The sequence below is a fragment of the Staphylococcus sp. FSL W8-1268 genome, from assembly GCF_038003965.1.
GTDB lineage: Bacteria > Bacillota > Bacilli > Staphylococcales > Staphylococcaceae > Staphylococcus > Staphylococcus hominis.
Map to the genome: position 1 here is coordinate 748,330 of NZ_JBBOQE010000001.1, position 22,555 is coordinate 770,884.

The 22,555-nt window shown below is 31.5% G+C and carries 23 protein-coding genes; 17 read left to right on the forward strand and 6 right to left on the reverse strand.

The features are described from left to right. Positions 1–75: 75 nt before the first annotated feature. Together czrB and NST64_RS03780 are read right to left on the reverse strand one after the other, a co-directional pair. A complete protein-coding gene (czrB, locus tag NST64_RS03775) occupies positions 76–1,029 on the reverse strand; it encodes a CDF family zinc efflux transporter CzrB (protein ID WP_002448714.1) in 954 nt (317 codons plus the stop codon). Between the two features lie 3 nt (positions 1,030–1,032). Continuing rightward, positions 1,033–1,359, reverse strand: a complete 327-nt coding sequence (locus NST64_RS03780) for an ArsR/SmtB family transcription factor (RefSeq protein WP_002448641.1) — start codon at positions 1,357–1,359, stop codon at positions 1,033–1,035. A gap of 155 nt (positions 1,360–1,514) precedes the next feature. Between NST64_RS03780 and NST64_RS03785 the strand changes: the two genes are divergently transcribed. The 5 genes from NST64_RS03785 to NST64_RS03805 all read left to right on the forward strand — a co-directional run bounded on the left by NST64_RS03785 (position 1,515) and on the right by NST64_RS03805 (position 6,405). After that, positions 1,515–2,171, forward strand: coding sequence for an NAD(P)-binding oxidoreductase (locus tag NST64_RS03785; protein ID WP_002448697.1), 657 nt, complete (start codon positions 1,515–1,517; stop codon positions 2,169–2,171). A 341-nt stretch (positions 2,172–2,512) separates the two neighbouring features. Beyond that, positions 2,513–3,445, forward strand: a complete 933-nt coding sequence (locus NST64_RS03790) for a type I phosphomannose isomerase catalytic subunit (RefSeq protein ID WP_107632245.1) — start codon at positions 2,513–2,515, stop codon at positions 3,443–3,445. Positions 3,446–3,842: 397 nt separating this feature from the next. After that, positions 3,843–5,216 carry an EVE domain-containing protein gene (locus NST64_RS03795; protein ID WP_002448691.1) on the forward strand — a complete coding sequence of 458 codons (1,374 nt, stop codon included), beginning with the start codon at positions 3,843–3,845 and terminating at the stop codon, positions 5,214–5,216. A 150-nt stretch (positions 5,217–5,366) separates the two neighbouring features. Beyond that, positions 5,367–5,762 (forward strand): thiol-disulfide oxidoreductase DCC family protein, encoded by a 396-nt coding sequence (locus NST64_RS03800; protein WP_077700794.1) that lies wholly within the window; start codon positions 5,367–5,369, stop codon positions 5,760–5,762. A 202-nt stretch (positions 5,763–5,964) separates the two neighbouring features. Then, positions 5,965–6,405, forward strand: a complete 441-nt coding sequence (locus NST64_RS03805) for a Dps family protein (RefSeq protein ID WP_002448670.1) — start codon at positions 5,965–5,967, stop codon at positions 6,403–6,405. Between the two features lie 85 nt (positions 6,406–6,490). On the opposite strand, the gene deoD is transcribed toward NST64_RS03805, so the two are convergent. Continuing rightward, positions 6,491–7,201 carry a purine-nucleoside phosphorylase gene (deoD, locus tag NST64_RS03810; RefSeq protein WP_002448701.1) on the reverse strand — a complete coding sequence of 237 codons (711 nt, stop codon included), beginning with the start codon at positions 7,199–7,201 and terminating at the stop codon, positions 6,491–6,493. Positions 7,202–7,347: 146 nt separating this feature from the next. On the opposite strand from deoD, the gene deoC reads away from it, so the two are divergent. The 4 genes from deoC to NST64_RS03830 are packed head-to-tail and all read left to right on the forward strand — an operon-like array spanning position 7,348 to position 10,917. Further along, positions 7,348–8,010 carry a deoxyribose-phosphate aldolase gene (gene deoC / locus NST64_RS03815; protein WP_002455046.1) on the forward strand — a complete coding sequence of 221 codons (663 nt, stop codon included), beginning with the start codon at positions 7,348–7,350 and terminating at the stop codon, positions 8,008–8,010. 56 nt (positions 8,011–8,066) lie between these two features. After that, positions 8,067–9,368, forward strand: coding sequence for a pyrimidine-nucleoside phosphorylase (locus NST64_RS03820; RefSeq protein WP_049437372.1), 1,302 nt, complete (start codon positions 8,067–8,069; stop codon positions 9,366–9,368). An 11-nt stretch (positions 9,369–9,379) separates the two neighbouring features. Further along, positions 9,380–10,564 (forward strand): phosphopentomutase, encoded by a 1,185-nt coding sequence (gene deoB, locus NST64_RS03825; protein ID WP_107632244.1) that lies wholly within the window; start codon positions 9,380–9,382, stop codon positions 10,562–10,564. A gap of 2 nt (positions 10,565–10,566) precedes the next feature. Continuing rightward, positions 10,567–10,917 carry a DoxX family protein gene (locus NST64_RS03830; protein ID WP_002448667.1) on the forward strand — a complete coding sequence of 117 codons (351 nt, stop codon included), beginning with the start codon at positions 10,567–10,569 and terminating at the stop codon, positions 10,915–10,917. Between the two features lie 66 nt (positions 10,918–10,983). Here NST64_RS03830 and NST64_RS03835 read toward each other — a convergent pair whose 3' ends face one another. Next, positions 10,984–11,454 (reverse strand): S-ribosylhomocysteine lyase, encoded by a 471-nt coding sequence (locus NST64_RS03835; protein WP_002448640.1) that lies wholly within the window; start codon positions 11,452–11,454, stop codon positions 10,984–10,986. 259 nt (positions 11,455–11,713) lie between these two features. Here NST64_RS03835 and NST64_RS03840 point away from each other — a divergent pair, with 259 nt between their 5' ends. The 3 genes from NST64_RS03840 (at position 11,714) to NST64_RS03850 (ending at position 14,860) form a co-directional block, all read left to right on the forward strand. After that, positions 11,714–12,889, forward strand: a complete 1,176-nt coding sequence (locus NST64_RS03840) for a M20 family metallopeptidase (RefSeq protein ID WP_002448654.1) — start codon at positions 11,714–11,716, stop codon at positions 12,887–12,889. Positions 12,890–12,893: 4 nt separating this feature from the next. Further along, positions 12,894–14,090, forward strand: a complete 1,197-nt coding sequence (gene ldmS, locus NST64_RS03845; RefSeq protein WP_002488135.1) for an L-aspartate--L-methionine ligase LdmS — start codon at positions 12,894–12,896, stop codon at positions 14,088–14,090. A 104-nt stretch (positions 14,091–14,194) separates the two neighbouring features. After that, the gene (locus NST64_RS03850; protein WP_002455050.1) at positions 14,195–14,860 is read left to right on the forward strand and encodes a DUF2750 domain-containing protein; all 666 of its coding nucleotides are present in this window, start codon (positions 14,195–14,197) and stop codon (positions 14,858–14,860) included. A gap of 69 nt (positions 14,861–14,929) precedes the next feature. Here the strand turns inward: NST64_RS03850 and coaW are convergent, their stop codons facing one another. Further along, positions 14,930–15,730 (reverse strand): type II pantothenate kinase, encoded by an 801-nt coding sequence (coaW, locus tag NST64_RS03855; RefSeq protein WP_002488139.1) that lies wholly within the window; start codon positions 15,728–15,730, stop codon positions 14,930–14,932. 180 nt (positions 15,731–15,910) lie between these two features. Here coaW and NST64_RS03860 point away from each other — a divergent pair, with 180 nt between their 5' ends. The 3 genes from NST64_RS03860 to NST64_RS03870 all read left to right on the forward strand — a co-directional run bounded on the left by NST64_RS03860 (position 15,911) and on the right by NST64_RS03870 (position 19,216). Next, on the forward strand, positions 15,911–16,771 hold the full coding sequence (locus NST64_RS03860) for a GNAT family N-acetyltransferase (protein ID WP_002448658.1): 861 nt from the start codon (positions 15,911–15,913) through the stop codon (positions 16,769–16,771). Positions 16,772–16,880: 109 nt separating this feature from the next. After that, on the forward strand, positions 16,881–17,411 hold the full coding sequence (gene rpoE / locus NST64_RS03865) for a DNA-directed RNA polymerase subunit delta (RefSeq protein WP_002448639.1): 531 nt from the start codon (positions 16,881–16,883) through the stop codon (positions 17,409–17,411). A gap of 197 nt (positions 17,412–17,608) precedes the next feature. Further along, the gene (locus tag NST64_RS03870) at positions 17,609–19,216 is read left to right on the forward strand and encodes a CTP synthase (RefSeq protein WP_002448707.1); all 1,608 of its coding nucleotides are present in this window, start codon (positions 17,609–17,611) and stop codon (positions 19,214–19,216) included. Between the two features lie 117 nt (positions 19,217–19,333). Here the strand turns inward: NST64_RS03870 and NST64_RS03875 are convergent, their stop codons facing one another. Further along, entirely contained in the window at positions 19,334–19,855 is a 522-nt protein-coding gene (locus tag NST64_RS03875) for a DUF2529 domain-containing protein (protein WP_002455052.1), read from the reverse strand. Positions 19,856–20,016: 161 nt separating this feature from the next. On the opposite strand from NST64_RS03875, the gene fdaB reads away from it, so the two are divergent. Next, positions 20,017–20,874 (forward strand): class IIb fructose-bisphosphate aldolase FdaB, encoded by an 858-nt coding sequence (gene fdaB, locus NST64_RS03880; protein ID WP_002448638.1) that lies wholly within the window; start codon positions 20,017–20,019, stop codon positions 20,872–20,874. Between the two features lie 396 nt (positions 20,875–21,270). Continuing rightward, positions 21,271–22,542: a UDP-N-acetylglucosamine 1-carboxyvinyltransferase gene (locus NST64_RS03885; RefSeq protein WP_049437369.1), complete on the forward strand. Its 1,272-nt coding sequence runs from the start codon at positions 21,271–21,273 to the stop codon at positions 22,540–22,542. Positions 22,543–22,555 lie beyond the last annotated feature (13 nt).

Sequence of the window (22,555 nt, forward strand, 5' to 3'; positions counted from 1 at the left end):
GTCGAGCAGAAACTAATATGAATTCTGTTCGACTTTTTACTTATATTGTAAACTGCGGACATTGTTTGTGTAGTCTTAATGATGAGCGTGCTCTTTATGTAATCCAGAGCATAGTACTGAAGTATCGTGATCATGTTGTGCTGTTTCTAATTGAATTGTCATATGTTGTATATTTAAGTGAAGTAATTCATGTTCTATTTTTTTAAGAAGTCCTTCACAGTCCTGAACAGACATAGTTTCAGAGACGACTGCATGACAACTTAACGCATTCATATCATTTGAAATAGTCCAAACGTGATAATCATGGACATTATAAATTTCATTATGATTTATAATTGTACTAATGATTTTATCTAAATTGACGTCACTTGGTGTACCTTCCATTAAAATATTAAGTGACGAACGTGAAATACCGATTGCACTTTTCAATATAATAATGGAAACTAGAATGCTTGCGATAGGATCAGCAATTGTAAAGTTAAATACGTATATAAGAATAGATGCTATAATGGCACCTAATGAACCAAGTAAGTCTCCTAAAACGTGAATAAAAGCACCGCGCATATTTAAGTTATGTGACGTATCACCGCTTTTAAACATGATTATTGCAACGATAATATTCACTATAAGTCCAATCACACTAATAATAAACATTTCAGTGGATTGCACTTTAATAGGATTGAAAAATCTTCTAATCGCTTCGATGATAATGACGCCACTAATAATTAATAAAGTTATACCATTAAATAAGGCAGCTAAGACTTCAAAACGTTTGTAACCGAATGTTTTAGTTGAAGTAGCATTTTTCTCTGCATAAATAAATGCGATTAAAGCAACTCCTAGTGAAACAGTATCGCTAAACATATGAAGTCCATCTGATAATAGCGCAAGACTATTAGCGATAAATCCTCCTAAAATTTCAACAATCATAAATAAGCCTATAATAATAAAAGAAATTGTTAATACCTTTTTGTTATTGGTATGGACATGATTATGAGTATGGTTATGATGGTGTGTGTGATTAGACATTTATTATTCACCTCTTTGATGATGAGCATGTTGAATGGCTTGTTTTAATAAAGTAGAAACATGTTGATCGTCTATAGAATAAATCATGGATTGTCCATGACGTGACGATTTAACGAGGCCTGCTTGTTTTAAACTCTTTAATTGATGCGATACATTTGATTGAGTTAATTTTAATGTATGCGTAATATGCCCAACACTAGCTTCACCTTTATATAACAATTCTAAAATACGTAAACGGTTATAATCGCTTAACGCTTTAAATGTCTCAGTTAAACGGTTAAGCATGTATTCATCTATAAATATATCTCTATCTTTATTTGTATTGGACATCACATGAGACCTCCTCTTTAATATATTAATATATATTCATATATTAATATATAGTGTCCTTGTCAAAGTGTCAATGATATATAGTAAATAAGTTTAAAAATGATACTAAGTGGTATTAATAAACTATGAAATGAATTGAAGGAGGAAATAAGTTTATGAGTATATTAGTTATTGGTGCTAATGGTGGCGTAGGTTCTAAATTGGTTAACCAATTAAAAGAAGATCAAGTTGATTTTACAGCCGGTGTTCGTAAAGAAGAACAAGAAAGTGCGTTAAAAGATCAAGGTGTTAATGCCATTTTAATAGATGTAGAAAAAGATAGTATTGATGATTTAACTGAGAAATTCAAAGGCTTTGATAAAGTTATTTTCTCAGTTGGTTCAGGTGGTAGCACAGGTGCTGATAAAACAATCATTGTTGATTTAGATGGTGCAGTGAAAACGATTGAAGCAAGTAAAAAAGCAAATGTTAAACATTATGTAATGGTTTCTACTTACGATTCACGTCGTGAAGCATTTGATGCAAGTGGAGATTTAAAACCTTATACAATTGCAAAACACTATGCAGATAATCATTTAAGAAATTCTGGACTAACTTATACAATCGTTCATCCAGGTGGTTTAGAAGATAAATCAGGTACTGGTGAAATTAAAGCTGACTTGTATTTTGATGAAGGAAGTACAATTCCACGCGAAGATGTGGCTTCTGTATTAAAACACGTAGCGACTTCTGAAAATAAATTTGAAAATAAAGAATTTCAAATTCTTTCAGGGCATCAATCTATTCAAGAAGCATTATCTCGTTTTGAGTAGTTAAGTTAGATAATTAATTACAAATGAAAAGTTCTGTGTTAGAGTAGGACAGTGAGTTTTAAAACTTGCTGTTCTATTCTTTTTTATTAATATATATAATTTCTATTAAATTAATAATGAAATTGATATAATAAACATATGAGTGAAAATTTTTATTTAACTATAGAAGCGAAATAGCATTTATATAGAATTAGTTATCTGATATATTAAAAGCTTAAATAGATAGTAATTTAAAGATAAAATGGGTCATCAATTGTTCTAATTATACATAATCATTTAAATACGATATTTCACTTTAAAATAAAGAGAGAAGCAATAACCGTGTTTTAGGAGGTGCAATCATGCCATTATTTTTAAAGCCTATTTTCTTTGAAAAAATATGGGGCGGTAATAAGTTAAATCAATTTAATTACGACATACCAAGTGAACAAACTGGAGAATGCTGGGGTATTTCTGCACATCCGAATGGAAAAAATATGATTGAAAATGGTCAGTATGCTGGTCAAACATTAGATCAAGTATGGAATGAGCATAGAGAATTATTTGGAGACTTTCCAAGTAAAGATTTCCCTTTATTATGTAAAATAGTGGATGCAAGACACCCTCTATCTATTCACGTTCATCCTGACGACTCGTATGCATATGAATTTGAAAACGGTCAATATGGTAAGTCAGAATGTTGGTATATTGTTGATGCAGAAGAAGATGCTGAAATTATACTCGGTACCTCTGCTGATTCAAAAGAAACATTTGAGAATAAGATAAAAGAAGAGGCGGTGTTGGATGTAGTAGAAAGACTCAAAGTTAAACCAGGTGAGTTTTATTTTATACCAGCTGGAATGCTTCATTCTATAGGTTCTGGTGTTTTAGTATATGAAACAATGCAATCATCTGATATTTCATATAGAGTATATGATTATGAACGTAATCGAACTGATGGATCATCATTAGAAGTTAAAAAAGCATTAGACGTGATTCAATTTACTGCAAATGCACCTGCTATAGTACCTGAAACTACAATTGTAGAAAATCATAAACGTAGCCAAATTGTATCTAATGACTTTTTTACAATGGTTAAATGGGAAATAAGTGGAACGCTTAATTATATGAAGCCTCGTGAATTTTGTCTTATTTCTGTATTAGAAGGTCATGGACAAGTGATTACAGATGGAGAAATCTTTAAGCTAGAAAAGGGGTCTAATTTTATTTTAACTTCTGAAGATTTAGATAGCGTATTTGAAGGCGAGTTCACTCTAATTATAAGTTATATTTAGTTAATCAATTTAATTTATAAGCAGAAATGTTGGAATAATTTCTATATCTAGCATGATTTTCTAGTGTGATAGCTGAATCTAGAAGTTTTTTATTTTCCTTTTTCTGTTAATCGGAAATCTAATAAGGTTTAAATAATGAGGTAGTATATTTTAATAGTGAAATGGAATTTTGTGATGATTCATATGATTCTATTTCACTTTTTTGAATTTAAAAAGTGATTTCATAATACGTCAACTCTATTAAAAAAATATGATAAAATAAAAAAAACGAAATCTTATAGACTATTCATATATTTAAGTTAAGCTATCTAAAAATGACTAATAGGTGCTAAAATTAATATTAATATATACATGAATAAAGATGCTAAATTTAAAATAAGTAAGAAGGAGATTCTAGATGGCAGAAGAAGTAAATTACTTTTGGTTAAATTGTGGATATACAAGATGGAACCATAATGAACCATTAGTTGGACAAATAACTTTATTTGAGTCTGGAGCACAGTTCAATCCTACTCAGGGTTTTCGAGCGTTCAAAAAAGCTAAAATTGGCGATCAAGTGATTTTTTATCAAGTACAAACAGATACTGGATTATTAGGAATTGGGGAAATTATTAGTGTTCAAACAGGAGCACAAAATAAAATTAGAGTTGAATTTAAATTTAATGAAGAATTAAAGCCTTTAACTACTGACTATTTAAAACGTAGTGAAGTGCTAGATTATCGAATGAATAATATGCGAGAAACGTTAATAAATCAGCTCACAAAAGAAGAGTTTCAATTAATCGTTGAGTTAGGAAAAGGTAACATTCAATTACCTCGATATTTCTTCTTATCTGAAACTGAAAAATTTGAACCTGATACACATTATACGATTTTTACACATACTTATAATGGAATTAAACGGAATGGTTATCATTTTTATAACCAATTAGAAGTAGGGGATAATTTAATATTTTATGATAAGAATAGTAATCAATCGGTCGTAGGAATTGGTGAAGTATCTCGTCATATTCATGAAAAACCTCCAATTCCTGGTCGTACTAATAGTACTGCAATAGAGATTTATTATGAAAAGAATATCACTCCTGTTACATTAGGCGCACTAAATAAACATCCTAAATTAAAAAACTTATACTTTTTACAAGAAAATGCTAAGCAAGCAATAGCAAGTATGAGTCAAGCACAATACGATGCTATTATAGAAATGAGTGAAAATGATGGGATTAGAACACCATTTGAGACTATTAAAAAACCAGGATTCAATACAGATCATGATGAGACAATTAAACCTTTTATTTTACTTGTTGTAGATAAACGTGAAGAAGGTTTGAAAGCAGCCAATAATCTTTTACAAAAAACGAATGCTAATCCAGTTATTACTAGTGGTCACCCTGACTTTAGTGAAGATATGTTATATGGCAGATATCTACCTAATGAGACAGGTGCCTTATATTATAGAGAAGGTTTTATTACACAACTTATGCCTAAAAATGACAAAAGTTACTTAGTAATTGATAACTTTAATAGACTTGATCCAGATATATTTCAAACTTATATTAATGTTTTAGAAGGGTACGAAGTTACATTACCTAGATATAATAAAGACGGTAACATGATTACTTGGTCTCGTGAAAAAGATTCTTTTTATCATTTTAATCCTAATTGGCATATTATTGGGGTAACATACGAAAAGTTAGAAGATATAAAAAATAAATATTCACAACAATTTTTAAAATATACACGTATTGTAAAAGTGAATCATGATGCATAATAGCAGACAAGTTAGATAAAAAACATCATAACGTATAATGAGCTAAAGTGGATATAGAATTTGAAATAAATTCTATATCCACTTTTTTATGTTTAATGAGTCCTTGTAAAAGGAATATATTAAATAAGTTAAAAAGGAAGGTGACGGAACATGCCAATCGTTTATTACGATGGAAACTGTGTGTATTGCTATAATTATTGTATTTGGCTAATACAACATGGTTTACCTAAAAACTATGAGTTTGCGACTTTAAAAGGAAAAGCGGGACAACATTTATTTGAACAACATCCTGAAGCTAAAAATAAAAATAGTGTGATACTACAAGAAGGAGATCATTTATATTACGAGACTACTGCAGTAGCAAAATTAATCACAACATTAAGTAGTGAAAAATGGTTAGGTATACTACTTAGAGTAACGCCATTAACAATAAGAAACTTAGGTTATCGACTATTTGCTAATAATAGAGATAAAATGTGGAAAACACATTGGCATAAACCCAACGCATATGAAAAATCATTCTTTATTGATGATGATAGACAATAAATGAGAAAACTATTTTTTAATTGATAATATATATAAGTTTTAATTATATATTATAAAGCTTTTGATAATGATTCTATATATTTATTCATGAGTATTAGTGTTTTCAAATTACGTGTGTAAAATAACTTTACAGATTATAATTATTATAATATAATTATGACTGTAAAAGAGAGACATGATTGTATAAAAAAGGAGAGATTCGATGACGCAACAAGATGTAGTAAAAGAATTAAATCAACAAGTGGCAAACTGGACAGTAGCATATACAAAATTACACAACTTCCATTGGTATGTTAAAGGTCCTAATTTCTTCTCATTACATGAAAAATTTGAAGAATTATACAATGAAGCTAGTCAATATGTAGACGATTTAGCAGAACGTATTCTAGCAATTGGAGGTAATCCAGTAGCAACATTAAAAGAAAGTTTAGAACTTTCAATTGTAAAAGAAGCAGATACACATTACACTGCTGAAGAAATGGTTAAAGCTTTCTCTGAAGATTTAACTCAAATTTCTAAACAACTTGGAAAAGCAATTGAAGTTGCAGGTGAAGCAGGAGACGACGTTTCAGAAGATATGTTTATTGGTATGCAAACATCAGTAGATAAACATAATTGGATGTTTAAATCTTATTTAGTTTAAGTATTCTATTTTAAAAAGAGCCATTGTGGACGATAAAACGTCTACAATGGCTCTTTTAACTTTTAATATTAACATTGATAAGTGATTATTCAGCGATTTCTAAAGCAATTTCCATCATTTGAGTAAATGATGTTTGACGTTCTTCAGCTGATGTAGCTTCATCTCTTAAGATATGATCACTTACAGTAAAAATACCTAATGCTTTTTTACCAGCATGAATCGCATTTAAATATAAGCCAGCTGATTCCATTTCAATACCTAAGATACCCATGTTCTTCCAACTATCATTGAAATGTTTATCGGCATTATAAAACGTATCTGATGATAAAATATTTCCAACATGTGTAACTGCCCCGATATCATCAGCAACTTGTTTAGCTTTAGTAATTAACTCAAAATCTGCAATTGGAGCAAAGTGACCAGGAATATTAAATTGATCTACATAATTTGAATTAGTTGAAGCAGCTTGAGCAATAATGACATCATATAAATTCACATTCTCTTGTAATGCACCACATGAACCTATTCGAATAATTGTATCAACATCAAAGAAATTATAAAGCTCATACGAATAAATTCCAATACTTGGAATACCCATACCTGAACCCATTACTGAGATCTCTTTACCTTTATAAGTGCCAGTGTATCCAAACATATTACGTACTTCATTAAATTGTTCAACATTTTCTAAAAAGTTATCAGCAATATATTTTGCACGTAATGGATCTCCAGGCATTAATACTGTTTTAGCAATTTTAGCTCCATTAGGTTGAATATGAGGTGTACCGTTTGTCATGAATATCTTCTCCTTAACATTTTATTCAAAATAAAGATAACATTTGTTTAAAATTTTTGCGAATTTTTGTACTATATAAATGAGAGAAACATATAAATTATGTTAATATAAGTTGGCTTTCGAGCAATACATTGGAGGAAATTTTTATGGAATATTCAAAATATATTGATCATACACTTTTAAAACCAGAATCAACACGTCAACAGATTGATAAAATTATTTCTGAAGCTAAGGCGTATCATTTTAAATCGATTTGCGTCAATCCGACCCACGTTAAGTATGCTTCTGAACAACTTGTGAATTCTGATGTACTCGTATGTACAGTGATTGGGTTCCCACTTGGAGCTACAACAACCGCTACAAAGATTTTTGAAACAGAAGATGCGATTAAAAATGGCGCGTCTGAAATTGATATGGTTATCAATATAGGCGCACTTAAAGATGGAAGATATGAAGATGTTCAAAAAGATATTGAAGGCGTAGTTGGCGCAGCTAACGGAAAAATAGTGAAAGTTATTATTGAAACTATTCTTTTAACAGACGATGAAAAAGTGAAAGCAAGTGAACTAGCAAAAGCTGCTGGTGCAGATTTCGTTAAAACATCAACTGGCTTTGCTGGGGGAGGCGCTACACCAGAAGATGTGAAATTAATGAAAGACACTGTGGGAGACGAATTAGAGGTTAAAGCTTCAGGTGGCGTGCGTAATCTTGAAGATTTTCACAAAATGCTTAATGCAGGTGCTACACGTATTGGAGCAAGTGCTGGTGTTCAAATTATCAAAGGTTTAGAATCAAATTCTGATTATTAATAGTATGTTTTTTAACATCATTTAGAAATGCAACAACCGAGAAAGGGGATAGCACAATGAGAATGGTAGACATCATTGAAAAAAAGCGTGATGGACAGATATTAACTAAAGAAGAAATCGAATTTTTCATAGAAGGATATACCAATGGAGATATCCCAGATTATCAAGCTTCTAGTTTAGCGATGGCAATCTTTTTCCAAGATATGAATGAAGAAGAACGTGCAGCTTTAACTATGGCAATGGTTAATTCAGGTGATGTTATTGATTTATCAAAAATCAATGGTATTAAAGTAGATAAACACTCAACTGGTGGCGTTGGAGATACGACGACATTAGTGTTGGCACCATTAGTAGCTGCAGTGGGAGTGCCAGTTGCCAAAATGAGTGGCCGTGGTTTAGGACATACGGGTGGTACGATTGATAAATTAGAATCTATTGATGGGTTCCATGTTGAAATCTCTGAAGCGGACTTCATTAAACTTGTTAATGAAAATCAAGTTGCAGTGATTGGACAAACTGGCAATTTAACACCTGCAGATAAGAAACTATACGCATTAAGAGATGTTACAGGAACAGTTAACTCTATTCCTCTAATCGCATCATCTATCATGAGTAAGAAAATTGCCGCGGGTGCTGATGCAATCGTCCTAGATGTTAAAACTGGAAATGGTGCATTCATGAAAACATTAGAAGACGCCGAGGCTTTAGCACATGCTATGGTTAGCATAGGAAATAATGTTGGTAGAAATACAATGGCTATTATTTCAGATATGAGCCAACCACTTGGTCGTGCGATTGGGAATGCTTTAGAATTAAAAGAAGCGATTGATACCTTAAATGGTCAGGGACCTGAAGATTTAACTGAACTAGTGTTAACGCTTGGTTCACAAATGGTCGTACTTGCTGAAAGAGCAAATACACTTGAAGAGGCGCGTCAATTGCTCAATGAAGCCATCGAAAATGGTTCAGCATTAGATAAATTCAAAACATTTTTAGAAAATCAAGGTGGAGATGCTTCAGTTGTCAATTTACCGGAGTTATTACCGACTGCCGAATATCAAATTGATTATAAAGCAAAATCAAGTGGTGTAGTTTCAGAGCTTATTGCTAATGAAATTGGAGTTGCTTCAATGATGTTAGGTGCGGGAAGACAAACGAAAGACGATGACATAGATTTAAGTGTTGGCATTGTGTTGAATAAGAAAGTAGGAGACAAAGTCAATGTAGGAGAGTCTTTATTAACGATTCACAGTAATCGTGAAAATGTTGATGATGTAATTAAGAAACTTGACGAAAGTATCGAAATTAAAGCGCAAGCAAAAACACCAACATTAATTCATAAAATAATTACAGAGTAGGAGTGTTAAATATGACGACACCATTTAAAAGAGTGCATTTAATTGTCATGGATTCAGTAGGTATTGGTGAAGCACCTGATGCTGCAGCTTTTAATGATGAAGGTTCACACACATTAAAACACACGTTAGAAGGTTTTAACCAATCATTACCTAATTTAGAAAAATTAGGATTAGGTAATATTGAAGATTTGCCAGTGGTCAATAAAGTTGAACAACCAGGTGCTTTTTTTACTAAATTAAGTGAAGCTTCTGTTGGAAAAGATACGATGACAGGACATTGGGAAATTATGGGACTAAATATCATGCAACCATTTAAAGTTTATCCAAATGGATTTCCTGATGAATTAATTCAAGAGATTGAAGAAATGACAGGTCGAAAAGTTGTAGCAAATAAACCTGCTTCAGGTACTGTAATTATTGATGAATTAGGCGAACATCAAATGAAGACAGGAGATTTAATTGTTTATACTAGTGCAGACCCAGTACTTCAAATTGCTGCACATGAAGATATTATCCCACTTGAAGAATTGTATGATATTTGCGAAAAGGTTCGTGAATTAACTAAAGATCCTAAGTACTTAATTGGCCGTGTTATTGCACGCCCATATGTAGGTGAACCAGGAAACTTTACACGCACGTCTAATCGTCATGATTATGCACTTAAACCATTTGGTAAAACAGTAATGAACACATTAAAAGATCATGACTATGATGTTATTGCAATTGGTAAAATTAATGACATTTATGACGGTGAAGGTGTAACAGAAGCAATAAGAACTAAAAATAATATGGATGGCATGGATCAGCTCATTAATGTCGTTAAAAAGGACTTTAATGGTATCAGCTTCTTGAATTTAGTGGATTTTGATGCGTTATATGGTCACCGCAGAGACAAAGACGGTTATGCACAAGCCATTAAAGATTTTGACGAACGCTTACCAGAATTAATTGATCATTTACAAGAAGATGATTTAGTTATTATTACGGCAGATCATGGTAATGATCCAATTGCAGAGGGTACTGACCATACGCGAGAATATATTCCAGTGCTTATGTTTAGCCCTAAAATAGATGCATACCATGAATTATCAGGAGATACAACATTTAGTTCTATTGGTGCAACAATAGCAGATAATTTCAATGTTGAATTGCCAAAATACGGAAAAAGTTATTTAAAAGAAATGGGAGTTGAATAATTATGAAAATAATGAGATATTTACTAGGTTTAGCATTTGGATCAGCAGGAATACTACATTTTACAAATGAACGTCAATTTAGATCGATTGTACCGGAGTATTTACCATTACGAAAAACAGCAGTTTTAGTGACAGGCGTATTTGAAATGTTCTTTGGAGTTATGTTATTAGCCAAAAGACCTGCTGATTGGTTGAAAAAAGGTATTAATGCATTTTTACTTGCAGTTTTACCAGCAAACATTTACATGGCAAGAAAGCAATTACCATTAGGAAATAAATCTGTTCCTAAGTGGGCATTATACTTAAGATTACCACTTCAATTCATTTTAATAGCTATCGTAAAAAAATTATAATAAAATTTAAATAAACCATACCCTACCTAAAGCATTTAGGTAGGGTATGGTTTATTTAATTATTAATTATTTGCCTTCACCAAAAACGTCGTTCCATTGATTACGTTTATCTAAGAATTCTTTTGCGAGTGCTTTAGCACCTTCAAGAGAATGACTAGCAGCCCAACCGCATTGAACTTCATTGCAAGCAGGAACTTCTGTAGCTTCTAACACATCATTTAAAGTTTTTTCAACAATATTTAATACATCTTCGTAGTCATCGTGATCAATAAATGAAACATAAAAACCAGTTTGACAACCCATAGGACTTAAATCTACAACTTTATCAGAATGATTTCTGATATGTTCAGCCATTAAATGTTCTAATGAATGTAGCGCTGGCATATCCATATGCGCTTTATTTGGTTGTTTAAAACGTAAATCATATTTTTTGATAACGTCTCCATTAATCCCTTCCATTGTGCCTGCTAAGCGAATATATGGAGCAACTACTTTTGTATGGTCAAGATTAAAACTTTCAACGTTCATTTTAGTCATTTTTATTTCCTCCTATAAATACATTGCTTGAATAATATGATTGTAACAAGAGTGCCAATCATTTACAATTTTCTTAATTAAGTGATTTAAATACTTATTGTAAGAAAATTTTGTAAATTCAAACGAATTTAATGACAATCTATAGTAAATCCGATAAAATAAGTAATAATTAAATTTAAAGATACATCAAGAAATTGATTGACTTGATGTCTAAATAAATATAGATATTAATATTCGTGTATAAAAGGAGTATAGATTGATGAGTAGTAAACAAGAGATATTAGACTATATAGAGAATAAAAAGTACGATTATGTCGAAATAAGCCATCGTATACACGAGCGTCCTGAGTTAGGCAATGAAGAGATATTTGCTTCAAGAACATTAATTGATCAATTAAGAGCAAATGAGTTTGAGATAGAAACAGATATTGCCGGACATGCTACTGGTTTTATTGCAACTTACCAGTCTGAAAAAGAAGGACCAACTATAGGATATTTAGCTGAATATGACGCTTTACCTGGTTTAGGTCACGCGTGTGGTCACAATATCATTGGGACAGCAAGTGTATTAGCAGGAGTCGCACTTAAACAAGTCATCGACCATATTGGTGGAAAAGTAGTTGTATTAGGATGTCCTGCCGAAGAAGGTGGAGAAAATGGAAGTGCGAAAGCTTCATATGTAAAAGCCGGTGTGATTGATGATATTGACATTGCACTTATGATTCATCCTGGAAATGAAACATATCCAACGATAAATACATTAGCCGTTGATGTGCTTGATATTAAATTTTATGGTAAAAGCGCCCACGCTTCAGAAAATGCGGATGAGGCTTTAAATGCATTAGATGCGATGATTTCTTATTTCAATGGTGTAGCTCAATTACGTCAACAGATTAAGAAAAGTCATCGTGTACACGGTGTGATTTTAGATGGAGGTAAAGCTGCTAATATTATACCTGATTATACGCATGCAAGATTTTATACACGTGCCACTACTAGAAAAGAACTTGATATTTTAACAGAACGTGTTAATCAAATTGCAAGGGGTGCAGCCATCCAAACGGGTTGTGACTATGAATTTGGTCCTATTCAAAATGGTGTAAATGAATTTATAAAAACACCTAAACTAGATGAATTATTTGAAAAATACGCCATAGAAGTTGGCGAAGAAGTAAGTTATGATGATTTTGGTTTTGGTTCGACAGATACAGGAAATGTTAGTCATATAGTTCCTACGATTCATCCACATGTTAAAATTGGCTCAAGAAATTTAGTAGGTCATACACACCGTTTTAGAGAAGCAGCTGCAAGTGTTCATGGCGATCAAGCTTTGATTCGAGGCGCAAAAATTATTGCTCTTATGGGACTAGAATTAATTGAAAATAAAAAACTATTTGATGAGGTTGTAGAGCAACATTCTCAAATAAAGGGGTAAATAAATGAAAAATGAATATAGTGTTCCAAAGTTAACGTTAAGTGATTTGTATGATGAAAATATTGTATATAATTCAAGACCTTCTTATGCATTGAATCCTTGGCTCACAACAGAAGAACATCAGTCTAATTTTTTGACTGGTCGTGAAATGATTATCGCTAAGGATATGCCGATTGTTGTACACGAAGCGAGTATTACAGATAAGTTACAACAACTATTTGATCTTATTGGTAAAAAAATACCGGAGCATCTTTATACATTTAGAAATCGTGAAACGTATGAACGCTTGTTACAAGAGATTATCAATAAAGAAGGGAAAAAAATATATTTTCAATATATCGAAAACAATGACATAGTAGATGACGAAGCGTATGCCATTGATAAAGACGTTTTTGTAGCTTTAAATAATAAATCATGTATTCCTGAATGGACAAATCATAAATATTTACCGGATCGTGAAATTGTGTCAATTAGAGACTTCAAAGGTCGTATCAAAGATTGGGATTATCCTTTTGTAATTAAGCCAGGAGATGAATTACCAACTGCAGGTGGCTATGGCGTAATGATTTGCTATAACGACGAAGACTTAGAAAAAGCAACTAAACGAATATTTGAAGCGGCCCATGCCACCGATAATTTAATCATTGAACAAAAAATAGAAGCAGTTAAAAATTATTGTGTCCAATTTGCATATTCTAAAGAAATAGGTATTACCTATCTAGGTACTGCCCATCAAATTACCGATAAATATGGTCTATACGCAGGAAATGAAAATGTGCATGATGTTCCAGAAAAAGTGATTCAAGCTGGTCGTGAAATTATGCAAAATGGAGTGAACTTAGGCTTTATTGGTGTGGCAGGATTTGATTTATTATTAGATGAAAATGATAATGTATTTGCTATAGATTTGAATTTTAGACAAAATGGTTCGACAAGCATGTTACTATTGCAAGATGAATTAAATCCTAACTATCAAAAATTTTATAGTTATTTTTCAAGAGGAGATAATACTCGTTTTTTCAATGTTATTTTAAAATATGTTAAACAAGGCGTGCTTTATCCTCTTTCGTATTATGACGGTGATTGGTTTGGTAAAGATGAAGTGAAATCTCGCTTTGGATGTATATGGAATGCTGATTCTAAAGAAGAAGTTGAACAATTAGAACAAGCATTTATTAGTGAACTTGATGATACTAATTAAGTTAGAGTATAGGTTAAATTAACTATAAAAAAGAATATAGATGTTTGACGTTAATTTTAATATAATTTAACATTTAATTAGTATATTAAGAGAGAGGGTTTGCAATGGAATATAAGCATAATGACTATTTCAAAGAGATATTAATTAATGAAGTCATTATTTTGGCTAGTAAAAATAAAAAATTAATTCGTATTCATCATGAAGATGGTGATTATACAGGGATGTGGACGAATGAAGACATCGCAAAAGAGTATTTAAATCACTCAGACATTCAATTTGATCGACTATTAAATATTGATATTGATACGTTCGTTACGTATGACATGGATGAATTGTTTGATGAAAGTGATAAAATTTTAATCAATACTTCAATTAAAGAAGAGGGACATATTGTCAAAGTTGTAGACATGATGGATGAACTCATGTCTGAATTAGACAAAATTCGTCTTAAAGAATTTGCAAAAGATATTTCAAAAGAAAATCATGTTTTTGGTTTAACACGTAAAGGGGAAAAAAGATTTATTCTTATTAGTGATAAAGAAAATCAAAAACCTAATATTATGCCTGTATGGAGTATTAAAAATCGGGCACGAAAAGTTCGTGATAAAGATTTTGAAGAATGTGATTTAATCGAAATCGAAGGTAGTGTATTTAGTGAATGGCTTGATAAATTAAGAGATAATGATCAAGCTGTTGCAGTAGACTTAAAACCTGGAGTCGTAGGTACCATTGTTTCTCCACAAAAAGTATCTAATGAATTATCATTTTAAATCAAATCCCAATAGGTTTCTTTTTTAAGAAATCTATTGGGATTTGTATGTTAATATTTTTGGTTTGAATTAGCTTAAATGAAGGACACCGATTGCACCTGAAAATGCACCATTTTCAATGTAAAAAGGATGGCATCCTCGTAAGACAGTATAATCCTCAATAACTTTTCGTAGTAAGGGATTATTATTAAAAGAAGACCCAATATAAACAACATTTTTTGTTTGATATTCACGAGCTACTGTAATCGCCATCGTTGTAATCACTTCTCCAACGACACCTACTACAGATGCTAATTTATCTGAGTTAGTAACATGTTCATTCATATTATTTAGTACATTGCCAAAGTTTGCAGCAGTGAGTTCACCAGGAATAGGCGGTTCAGAATCTTTATATATATGTTTAACTTTTAAATCGATAATATCTCTATTTCCAGATTGAGCGAGATCTGTAAGTGTTTCATAATCAGATATTTCAGTCAATAAATAACCTAAACCTCGAATCATTCCGCCACCAGTACCAATTCCACCTACACGTTCTTGATGGTGACCGTTATAATAATGTAAAGATGTACCAGTACCTATATTTGCAAATATGTATTGATTAATATGATGGCCTTGCTCCTTAAGTAAAATACCTAATCCCCTTGAAGCAGCATCAAACTCAACAAATATTTGGGATGATTGTTTGATGTTTTCAGCAATAACGCCTGCGTTACCCCCTGTTAAATTGATTTTTTCGAATTCATTTTGGTTTAACCATTGAATGACTTTATTTATATCTGTTGTTAATTCAGTTGACAATGTACGGTGTGTATCATCTTCCATTGCTATTTTAATTAATGTACCGCCGGCATCGATACCTACTCTCATTTTTTTCACCTCTAAAATTAATATATGACAAGTTAATACTATAATAATTTTGACGAATTGCAATTATTTTACAATATTATAAAATAAATGGTAAATATTAGAGTAAATAGATCATTTTATAAGATTTAAAGGTTATATATGATATTATTAAAACAACTTTGTGATATAGGGGCTAATTTTATGAGTATAGTAAAGCAATTTGAAAACATTACAATTCAAGAATTTGAAGAACAATATCGCGATGATGTCTTAAATTTTGAATTAAGTGAACGACAACAAATTTATTCATCATTACCTAAATCTGTATTAGAAGATGCTTTAAATGATGAAAATCGAGTAGCTAATATTGCCATTAATGAAAATGGAGATGTAGTAGGATTCTTCGTACTTCATCAATATTATCAACATGAAGGATATGATACACCTGAGCATGTCGTTTATGTTCGATCATTGTCTATTAATGAAAAGTTTCAAGGACAAGGCTATGGTACAACTATGATGATGTATTTACCTCAATATGTTCAAGCATTGTTTCCAGACTTCAATCATTTATATTTAGTTGTTGATACTGAAAATGAAGGGGCCTGGAATGTATATGAACGTGCTGGATTCATGCATACAGCTACTAAAGAAGAAGGACCCATCGGTAAAGAACGTTTATACTATTTAGATTTGGATTCTAAACATGTATCGTCATTGAAATTAGTTGAGAATAAAGATTCAAATATTGCAATGTATCAAATTATTGATTTATTAAAAGATGATCAAAAAGTTGGATTTATTGCACTCGAACATCTAGATACCCATCTAAAAATCGCCGCAATAGAAGTATATAAAGATCAAAGAAAAGAGGGGATTGCTGGGAGTGCTTTAAGACAACTCCCTACATATGTACGCAAACATTTTAAAGAAATAAGAAGTATAGGTATTACATTATTTGGAGAAAATAATGAACTTAAGCCATTATGTATTAGTAGCGGCTTTGTTGAGACAGATCAATCAGATGACTTAGTTATTTTCAAAAAATATATTAATTACTAATTGAATAGCAATTGCGAAATCATAAAATGTCATTTATAATTTATCTTTGTTACTATTAATAAAAGCAATATAAAGATAATAAAATCCTTTGAAAGGAAGTTTAGTTATAATGAAAATTCAAGATTATACTAAAGAAATGGTTGATGAAAAATCATTTATCGATATGGCTTATACTTTATTACATGATAAAGGGTCAACAATGAATCTCTACGATATTATTGATGAATTTAAAAGCCTTGGTAATTATGAATATGATGAAATTGAAAACCGTATTGTACAATTTTATACTGATTTAAATACAGATGGACGTTTCTTAAACGTTGGTGAAAATCAATGGGGATTACGTGATTGGTATTCAGTAGATGATATTGAAGAAAAAATTGCACCAACAATTCAAAAATTTGATATTCTTGATGACGATGATGAAGAAGATGAAAATCTTAAGTTACTTGGCGACGATGAAATGGATGATGACGATGATATTCCAGCTCAAACGGATGATCAAGAAACATTAGATGATTCTGATGATAATGAAGAAGATATTGACGGTTCAGATATCGTTATTGAAGAAGATGATGATGACGACATCGCTGAAGGTGAAGAAGAAGCATTTGAAGATGCAGAAGATTTTAATGACTAAATATTAGTTTTAATTGACTTTTGAATGAAAAATGTTAAAATTTTATTCGGGCTCCTTTAATTAGGACACGTGTATAAATGTTATACGCTCCCCTTACAAATATGTGAGAGGGAGCGATTTTTTTATTTTTAGGAAATGTTTAAATTTTGTAGAGATAGAGTAAGGAAGCAACCCTTAATAAATTAGGAGGTCAGACAATGACAAAATTTATCTTTGTAACCGGCGGAGTAGTTTCATCTTTAGGTAAAGGTATCACAGCCGCTTCTCTAGGAAGATTGTTAAAAGACAGAGGACTTAAAGTAACAATTCAAAAATTTGATCCATATTTAAATGTTGATCCTGGTACAATGAGTCCTTATCAACATGGAGAGGTATTTGTTACAGATGATGGCGCTGAAACTGACTTGGACTTAGGACATTATGAACGTTTTATAGATATCAATTTAAATAAATATTCTAATGTCACTGCGGGAAAAGTATATTCACATGTGCTAAAAAAAGAACGTCGTGGAGATTATTTAGGTGGAACAGTTCAAGTGATTCCACACATTACAAATGAAATTAAAGAACGCTTATTATTAGCTGGAGAAAGTACAAATGCGGATGTAGTCATTACCGAAATCGGCGGCACAACAGGTGATATTGAATCCCTTCCATTTATTGAAGCTATTCGCCAAATTAGAAGTGACCTTGGTCGTGAGAATGTTATGTATGTTCATTGTACATTACTTCCATACATTAAAGCAGCTGGAGAAATGAAAACTAAACCAACACAACATAGTGTAAAAGAATTACGTGGTTTAGGTATTCAACCTGACTTAATTGTTGTTCGAACAGAATATGAAATGACTCAAGATTTAAAAGATAAAATTGCTTTATTCTGTGATATAGATAAAGAGAGTGTTATTGAATGTAGAGATGCATCGTCATTATATGAAATCCCATTACAATTAAGTGCTCAAAATATGGACGATATTGTAATTAAACGATTAGATTTAGATGCTAAATACGATACACAATTAGATGAATGGCAATATTTATTAGATACCGTTAATTCATTAGATGGTACAATTACTATTGGCTTAGTTGGTAAATATGTAAGTTTACAAGATGCATACTTGTCAGTGGTTGAATCACTAAAACATGCAGGTTATCCATTGAAAAAAGATGTTGTAGTAAAATGGATTGATTCAAGTGAAGTAACAGACGAAAATGTAGAGAGTTACTTAAGTGATGTGGATGGAATTTTAGTTCCTGGTGGTTTTGGTTTTAGAGCAAGTGAAGGTAAAATTTCAGCTATCAAATATGCAAGAGAAAATAATATACCTTATTTTGGCATTTGCTTAGGGATGCAATTAGCAACTGTCGAATTTGCAAGAAATGTTGTAGGCCTTAAAGATGCCCATTCAGCAGAACTTGATCCAAATACACCATATCCAATTATTGATTTGTTACCTGAACAAAAAGATATCGAAGATTTAGGTGGCACATTACGTTTAGGTCTTTATCCATGTACTATTAAAGATCATACTTTGGCGCATGATATTTATAATGAAACAAATATTGAAGAGCGTCATCGTCATCGTTATGAATTTAATAATACTTATAGAGAACAATTAGAAGATAAAGGAATGGTCTTTTCTGGTACTAGTCCAGATGGTCGTTTAGTGGAAATGGTAGAAATTCCAGAAAATGATTTCTTCATTGCTTGTCAATTCCATCCGGAATTCTTATCTAGACCTAATAGACCACAACCCATTTTCAAAGCTTTTGTAGAAGCTGCTTATAAACACCAACAAAATTAAAATATCAAAATAGAAGCGGAACAGACTACTTTTTAAAGTCTATTCCGCTTCATTTATATCAATTTATATAGAAGTTAAAGGCTGTACATGTTAAGTATTAATGATTATAAAGTTATTTTATAATTCCAAGTCTCTAGTCATTTCAATCATTTGTGTATATATATCATAGTAAATGTAATTAAACGCCATTGTATGAGGTTGTACAATTTTATCATAATCCTCAGTATATACGATTGGACGCGGGGTTGATAAGTTTACAAAATGCATAAGATGTTCAGGGAAATCTTCTTGTTTAGGACGATTGCATACTAATACAAAATCAATATCTTTGTCTATTAATTGTTGAACATCTTGAGCAACTTCCTTGGTATAAAAAGGAGAGAATAAAAATACACGGTCAGTTGTGTCTAAGTCATTTAAACTGTTTAATTCACTCAATTTTTTACTAGAATTTAATTTTTCATCACTGTCTAATATAAAAGTTTCAAAGAATTTTAAGTCTCCATAACCATTAATATATACATACCCTTCTCCACCAATAGCTTGGATTAAACATTGAGCAGCCATTTGTATATCTAACGCCTGGTCTTCTAAACGATTGAATACACCCGTTAATTGTGTTTGTAGTATCTTTGACATGATTATCCTCCATTTCATTAGTATTGTAATGAAATATGATATTTTATGCAATGAAGCTTCAAAAGTTATCAATTATTTTTAAATTAAGCATGCAATAAAAAATATTATCTGCTATAATAATTTTTGAAAATTTATGTAATTGGATACAAGGAGGAACTTTCATGCCATTAGTTTCAATGAAGGAAATGTTAATCGATGCGAAAGAAAATGGTTATGCGGTTGGTCAATACAACTTAAATAACTTAGAATTTACACAAGCTATTTTAGAAGCTTCTCAAGAAGAGAACGCGCCAGTTATCTTAGGTGTTTCCGAAGGTGCTGCACGTTACATGAGTGGTTTTTATACAGTAGTTAAAATGGTAGAAGGTTTAATGCATGATTTAAATATTACTATACCAGTAGCTATCCACCTAGATCATGGTTCAAGTTTTGAAAAGTGTAAAGAAGCTATTGATGCTGGATTTACTTCAGTAATGATTGATGCTTCACATAGCCCATTTGAAGAAAATATTGAAATTACTTCTAAAGTAGTAGAATATGCACATCAACATGGCGTGTCAGTTGAAGCTGAATTAGGAACAGTGGGTGGACAAGAAGATGATGTTGTAGGCGGTATCATCTATGCTGATCCTAAAGAATGTCAAGAATTAGTTGAAAGAACTGGTATTGATACTTTAGCACCAGCATTAGGTTCAGTACACGGTCCTTATAAAGGCGAACCTAAATTAGGCTTCAAAGAAATGGAAGAAATTGGTGCATCAACTGGCTTACCACTTGTTTTACATGGTGGTACAGGTATTCCAACTAAAGATATTCAAAAAGCAATCCCTTATGGTACTGCAAAAATTAATGTAAATACTGAAAATCAAATTGCTTCAGCTAAAGCTGTTAGAGATGTATTGAACAATGATAAAGAAGTTTACGATCCTCGTAAATACTTAGGTCCAGCACGTGAAGCTATTAAAGAAACAGTAAAAGGCAAGATTAGAGAGTTTGGTACGTCTAATCGTGCTAAATAAAATAAAGATTATTAAAGGTTAAGGCAACCTTAACTGTCAGCAAAGTGATCGCTTTGTTGACAGTTTTTTTATTTTATACAAAATTTTACGATATATTATTAAAGTATTTGTATAAAGTTAGTCGTGCGGAGTGTTACTCAATGACTGACTCACGATGTATAAAAATTAAATTAACTTTTTATAAAATTTATGAAAAAACAGAATTAATTAATTGTATAAATTGATTTATAATAGTGTTATCAATCCGTTATATGAATTATTAGATTTTTAGATATTAATATTAATATTATAATTGCTAAATTTTTTTAAAAGTTAGTGTTTTACAAATAAATAATATATAATTTATAATGCGAATTATGTATAATTTTACAAAAGGCGATAAAGGAGAAAAAATAAATGAGTCAAGAAGTAATTAAAATCCGAGGTGGTCAACCACTAAAGGGTGAAGTTACAATTAGTGGTGCAAAAAATAGTGCCGTAGCTATTATTCCAGCTACTTTATTAGCGCAAGGACAAGTGAAAATTGACGGTTTACCGCAAATCTCAGATGTTGAAACACTTGTGAGTTTATTAGAAGATTTAAATATTAAAACAAATCTTAATGGTAAAACATTAGAAGTTGATACATCAGAAATTAAAAATGCACCATTACCAAATAATAAAGTTGAATCTTTACGTGCCTCTTATTATATGATGGGAGCCATGTTAGGTCGATTTAAAAAATGTGTGATTGGTTTACCAGGTGGTTGTCCATTAGGCCCACGTCCAATTGATCAACACATTAAAGGATTTAAAGCTTTAGGTGCTGAAATTGATGAATCAAGTGATACATCAATGAAAATAGAAGCAAAAGAATTGCACGGAGCCAACATCTTTTTAGATATGGTAAGTGTTGGTGCAACCATCAATATTATGCTTGCAGCTGTTCATGCAAAAGGGCAAACAACGATTGAAAATGCTGCCAAAGAACCAGAAGTAGTAGATGTAGCAAACTTTTTAAATAGCTTAGGCGCAAATATCAAAGGCGCCGGTACGAGTACTCTAAAAATCAGTGGTGTTGAAGAGTTACATGGAGCCGAATATCAAGTGATTCCTGATAGAATTGAAGCGGGAACGTATATGTGTATTGCCGCTGCTTGTGGTGAAGAAGTAACAATTAAAAATATTGTACCTAAACATTTAGAAGCCCTCACAGTTAAACTAAATGAATTAGGCGTTGATATTGATATCGATGATGATAAAGAACAAATAGTAATTAAAAGTAAATCATCATATAAAAATGTAGATATTAAAACATTAGTATATCCTGGATTTGCTACTGACTTACAACAACCTATTACGCCTTTATTATTTATGACAGATGGTCCTTCTTTCGTTACAGAAACGATATATCCAGCTCGTTTCCGCCATGTAGAAGAGCTCAAAAATATGGGAGCTAGTATTGAAGCAGATACGTCTACTGGTACTGCAACAATTAAACCTTCTAAACTTCAAGGTGCCGAAGTATATGCGAGTGATTTACGTGCAGGAGCTTGTTTGATTATTGCTGGATTACTAGCAGAAGGTGTTACAACAATTTATAATGTTAAACATATTTATAGAGGATATACAGATATCGTTAAACATCTTAAAGAATTAGGTGCGGATATTTGGACTGAACAAGTTTAATTATTTTTGATAT

What these genes read in the sequence shown, in the direction of transcription:
- czrB (WP_002448714.1), bottom strand. Translation starts at nt 1,029, where the DNA reads ATGTCTAATCACACACACCATCATAACCATACTCATAATCATGTCCAT.
- NST64_RS03780 (WP_002448641.1), bottom strand. Translation starts at nt 1,359, where the DNA reads ATGTCCAATACAAATAAAGATAGAGATATATTTATAGATGAATACATG.
- NST64_RS03785 (WP_002448697.1), top strand. Translation starts at nt 1,515, where the DNA reads ATGAGTATATTAGTTATTGGTGCTAATGGTGGCGTAGGTTCTAAATTG.
- NST64_RS03790 (WP_107632245.1), top strand. Translation starts at nt 2,513, where the DNA reads ATGCCATTATTTTTAAAGCCTATTTTCTTTGAAAAAATATGGGGCGGT.
- NST64_RS03795 (WP_002448691.1), top strand. Translation starts at nt 3,843, where the DNA reads ATGGCAGAAGAAGTAAATTACTTTTGGTTAAATTGTGGATATACAAGA.
- NST64_RS03800 (WP_077700794.1), top strand. Translation starts at nt 5,367, where the DNA reads ATGCCAATCGTTTATTACGATGGAAACTGTGTGTATTGCTATAATTAT.
- NST64_RS03805 (WP_002448670.1), top strand. Translation starts at nt 5,965, where the DNA reads ATGACGCAACAAGATGTAGTAAAAGAATTAAATCAACAAGTGGCAAAC.
- deoD (WP_002448701.1), bottom strand. Translation starts at nt 7,201, where the DNA reads ATGACAAACGGTACACCTCATATTCAACCTAATGGAGCTAAAATTGCT.
- deoC (WP_002455046.1), top strand. Translation starts at nt 7,348, where the DNA reads ATGGAATATTCAAAATATATTGATCATACACTTTTAAAACCAGAATCA.
- NST64_RS03820 (WP_049437372.1), top strand. Translation starts at nt 8,067, where the DNA reads ATGAGAATGGTAGACATCATTGAAAAAAAGCGTGATGGACAGATATTA.
- deoB (WP_107632244.1), top strand. Translation starts at nt 9,380, where the DNA reads ATGACGACACCATTTAAAAGAGTGCATTTAATTGTCATGGATTCAGTA.
- NST64_RS03830 (WP_002448667.1), top strand. Translation starts at nt 10,567, where the DNA reads ATGAAAATAATGAGATATTTACTAGGTTTAGCATTTGGATCAGCAGGA.
- NST64_RS03835 (WP_002448640.1), bottom strand. Translation starts at nt 11,454, where the DNA reads ATGACTAAAATGAACGTTGAAAGTTTTAATCTTGACCATACAAAAGTA.
- NST64_RS03840 (WP_002448654.1), top strand. Translation starts at nt 11,714, where the DNA reads ATGAGTAGTAAACAAGAGATATTAGACTATATAGAGAATAAAAAGTAC.
- ldmS (WP_002488135.1), top strand. Translation starts at nt 12,894, where the DNA reads ATGAAAAATGAATATAGTGTTCCAAAGTTAACGTTAAGTGATTTGTAT.
- NST64_RS03850 (WP_002455050.1), top strand. Translation starts at nt 14,195, where the DNA reads ATGGAATATAAGCATAATGACTATTTCAAAGAGATATTAATTAATGAA.
- coaW (WP_002488139.1), bottom strand. Translation starts at nt 15,730, where the DNA reads ATGAGAGTAGGTATCGATGCCGGCGGTACATTAATTAAAATAGCAATG.
- NST64_RS03860 (WP_002448658.1), top strand. Translation starts at nt 15,911, where the DNA reads ATGAGTATAGTAAAGCAATTTGAAAACATTACAATTCAAGAATTTGAA.
- rpoE (WP_002448639.1), top strand. Translation starts at nt 16,881, where the DNA reads ATGAAAATTCAAGATTATACTAAAGAAATGGTTGATGAAAAATCATTT.
- NST64_RS03870 (WP_002448707.1), top strand. Translation starts at nt 17,609, where the DNA reads ATGACAAAATTTATCTTTGTAACCGGCGGAGTAGTTTCATCTTTAGGT.
- NST64_RS03875 (WP_002455052.1), bottom strand. Translation starts at nt 19,855, where the DNA reads ATGTCAAAGATACTACAAACACAATTAACGGGTGTATTCAATCGTTTA.
- fdaB (WP_002448638.1), top strand. Translation starts at nt 20,017, where the DNA reads ATGCCATTAGTTTCAATGAAGGAAATGTTAATCGATGCGAAAGAAAAT.
- NST64_RS03885 (WP_049437369.1), top strand. Translation starts at nt 21,271, where the DNA reads ATGAGTCAAGAAGTAATTAAAATCCGAGGTGGTCAACCACTAAAGGGT.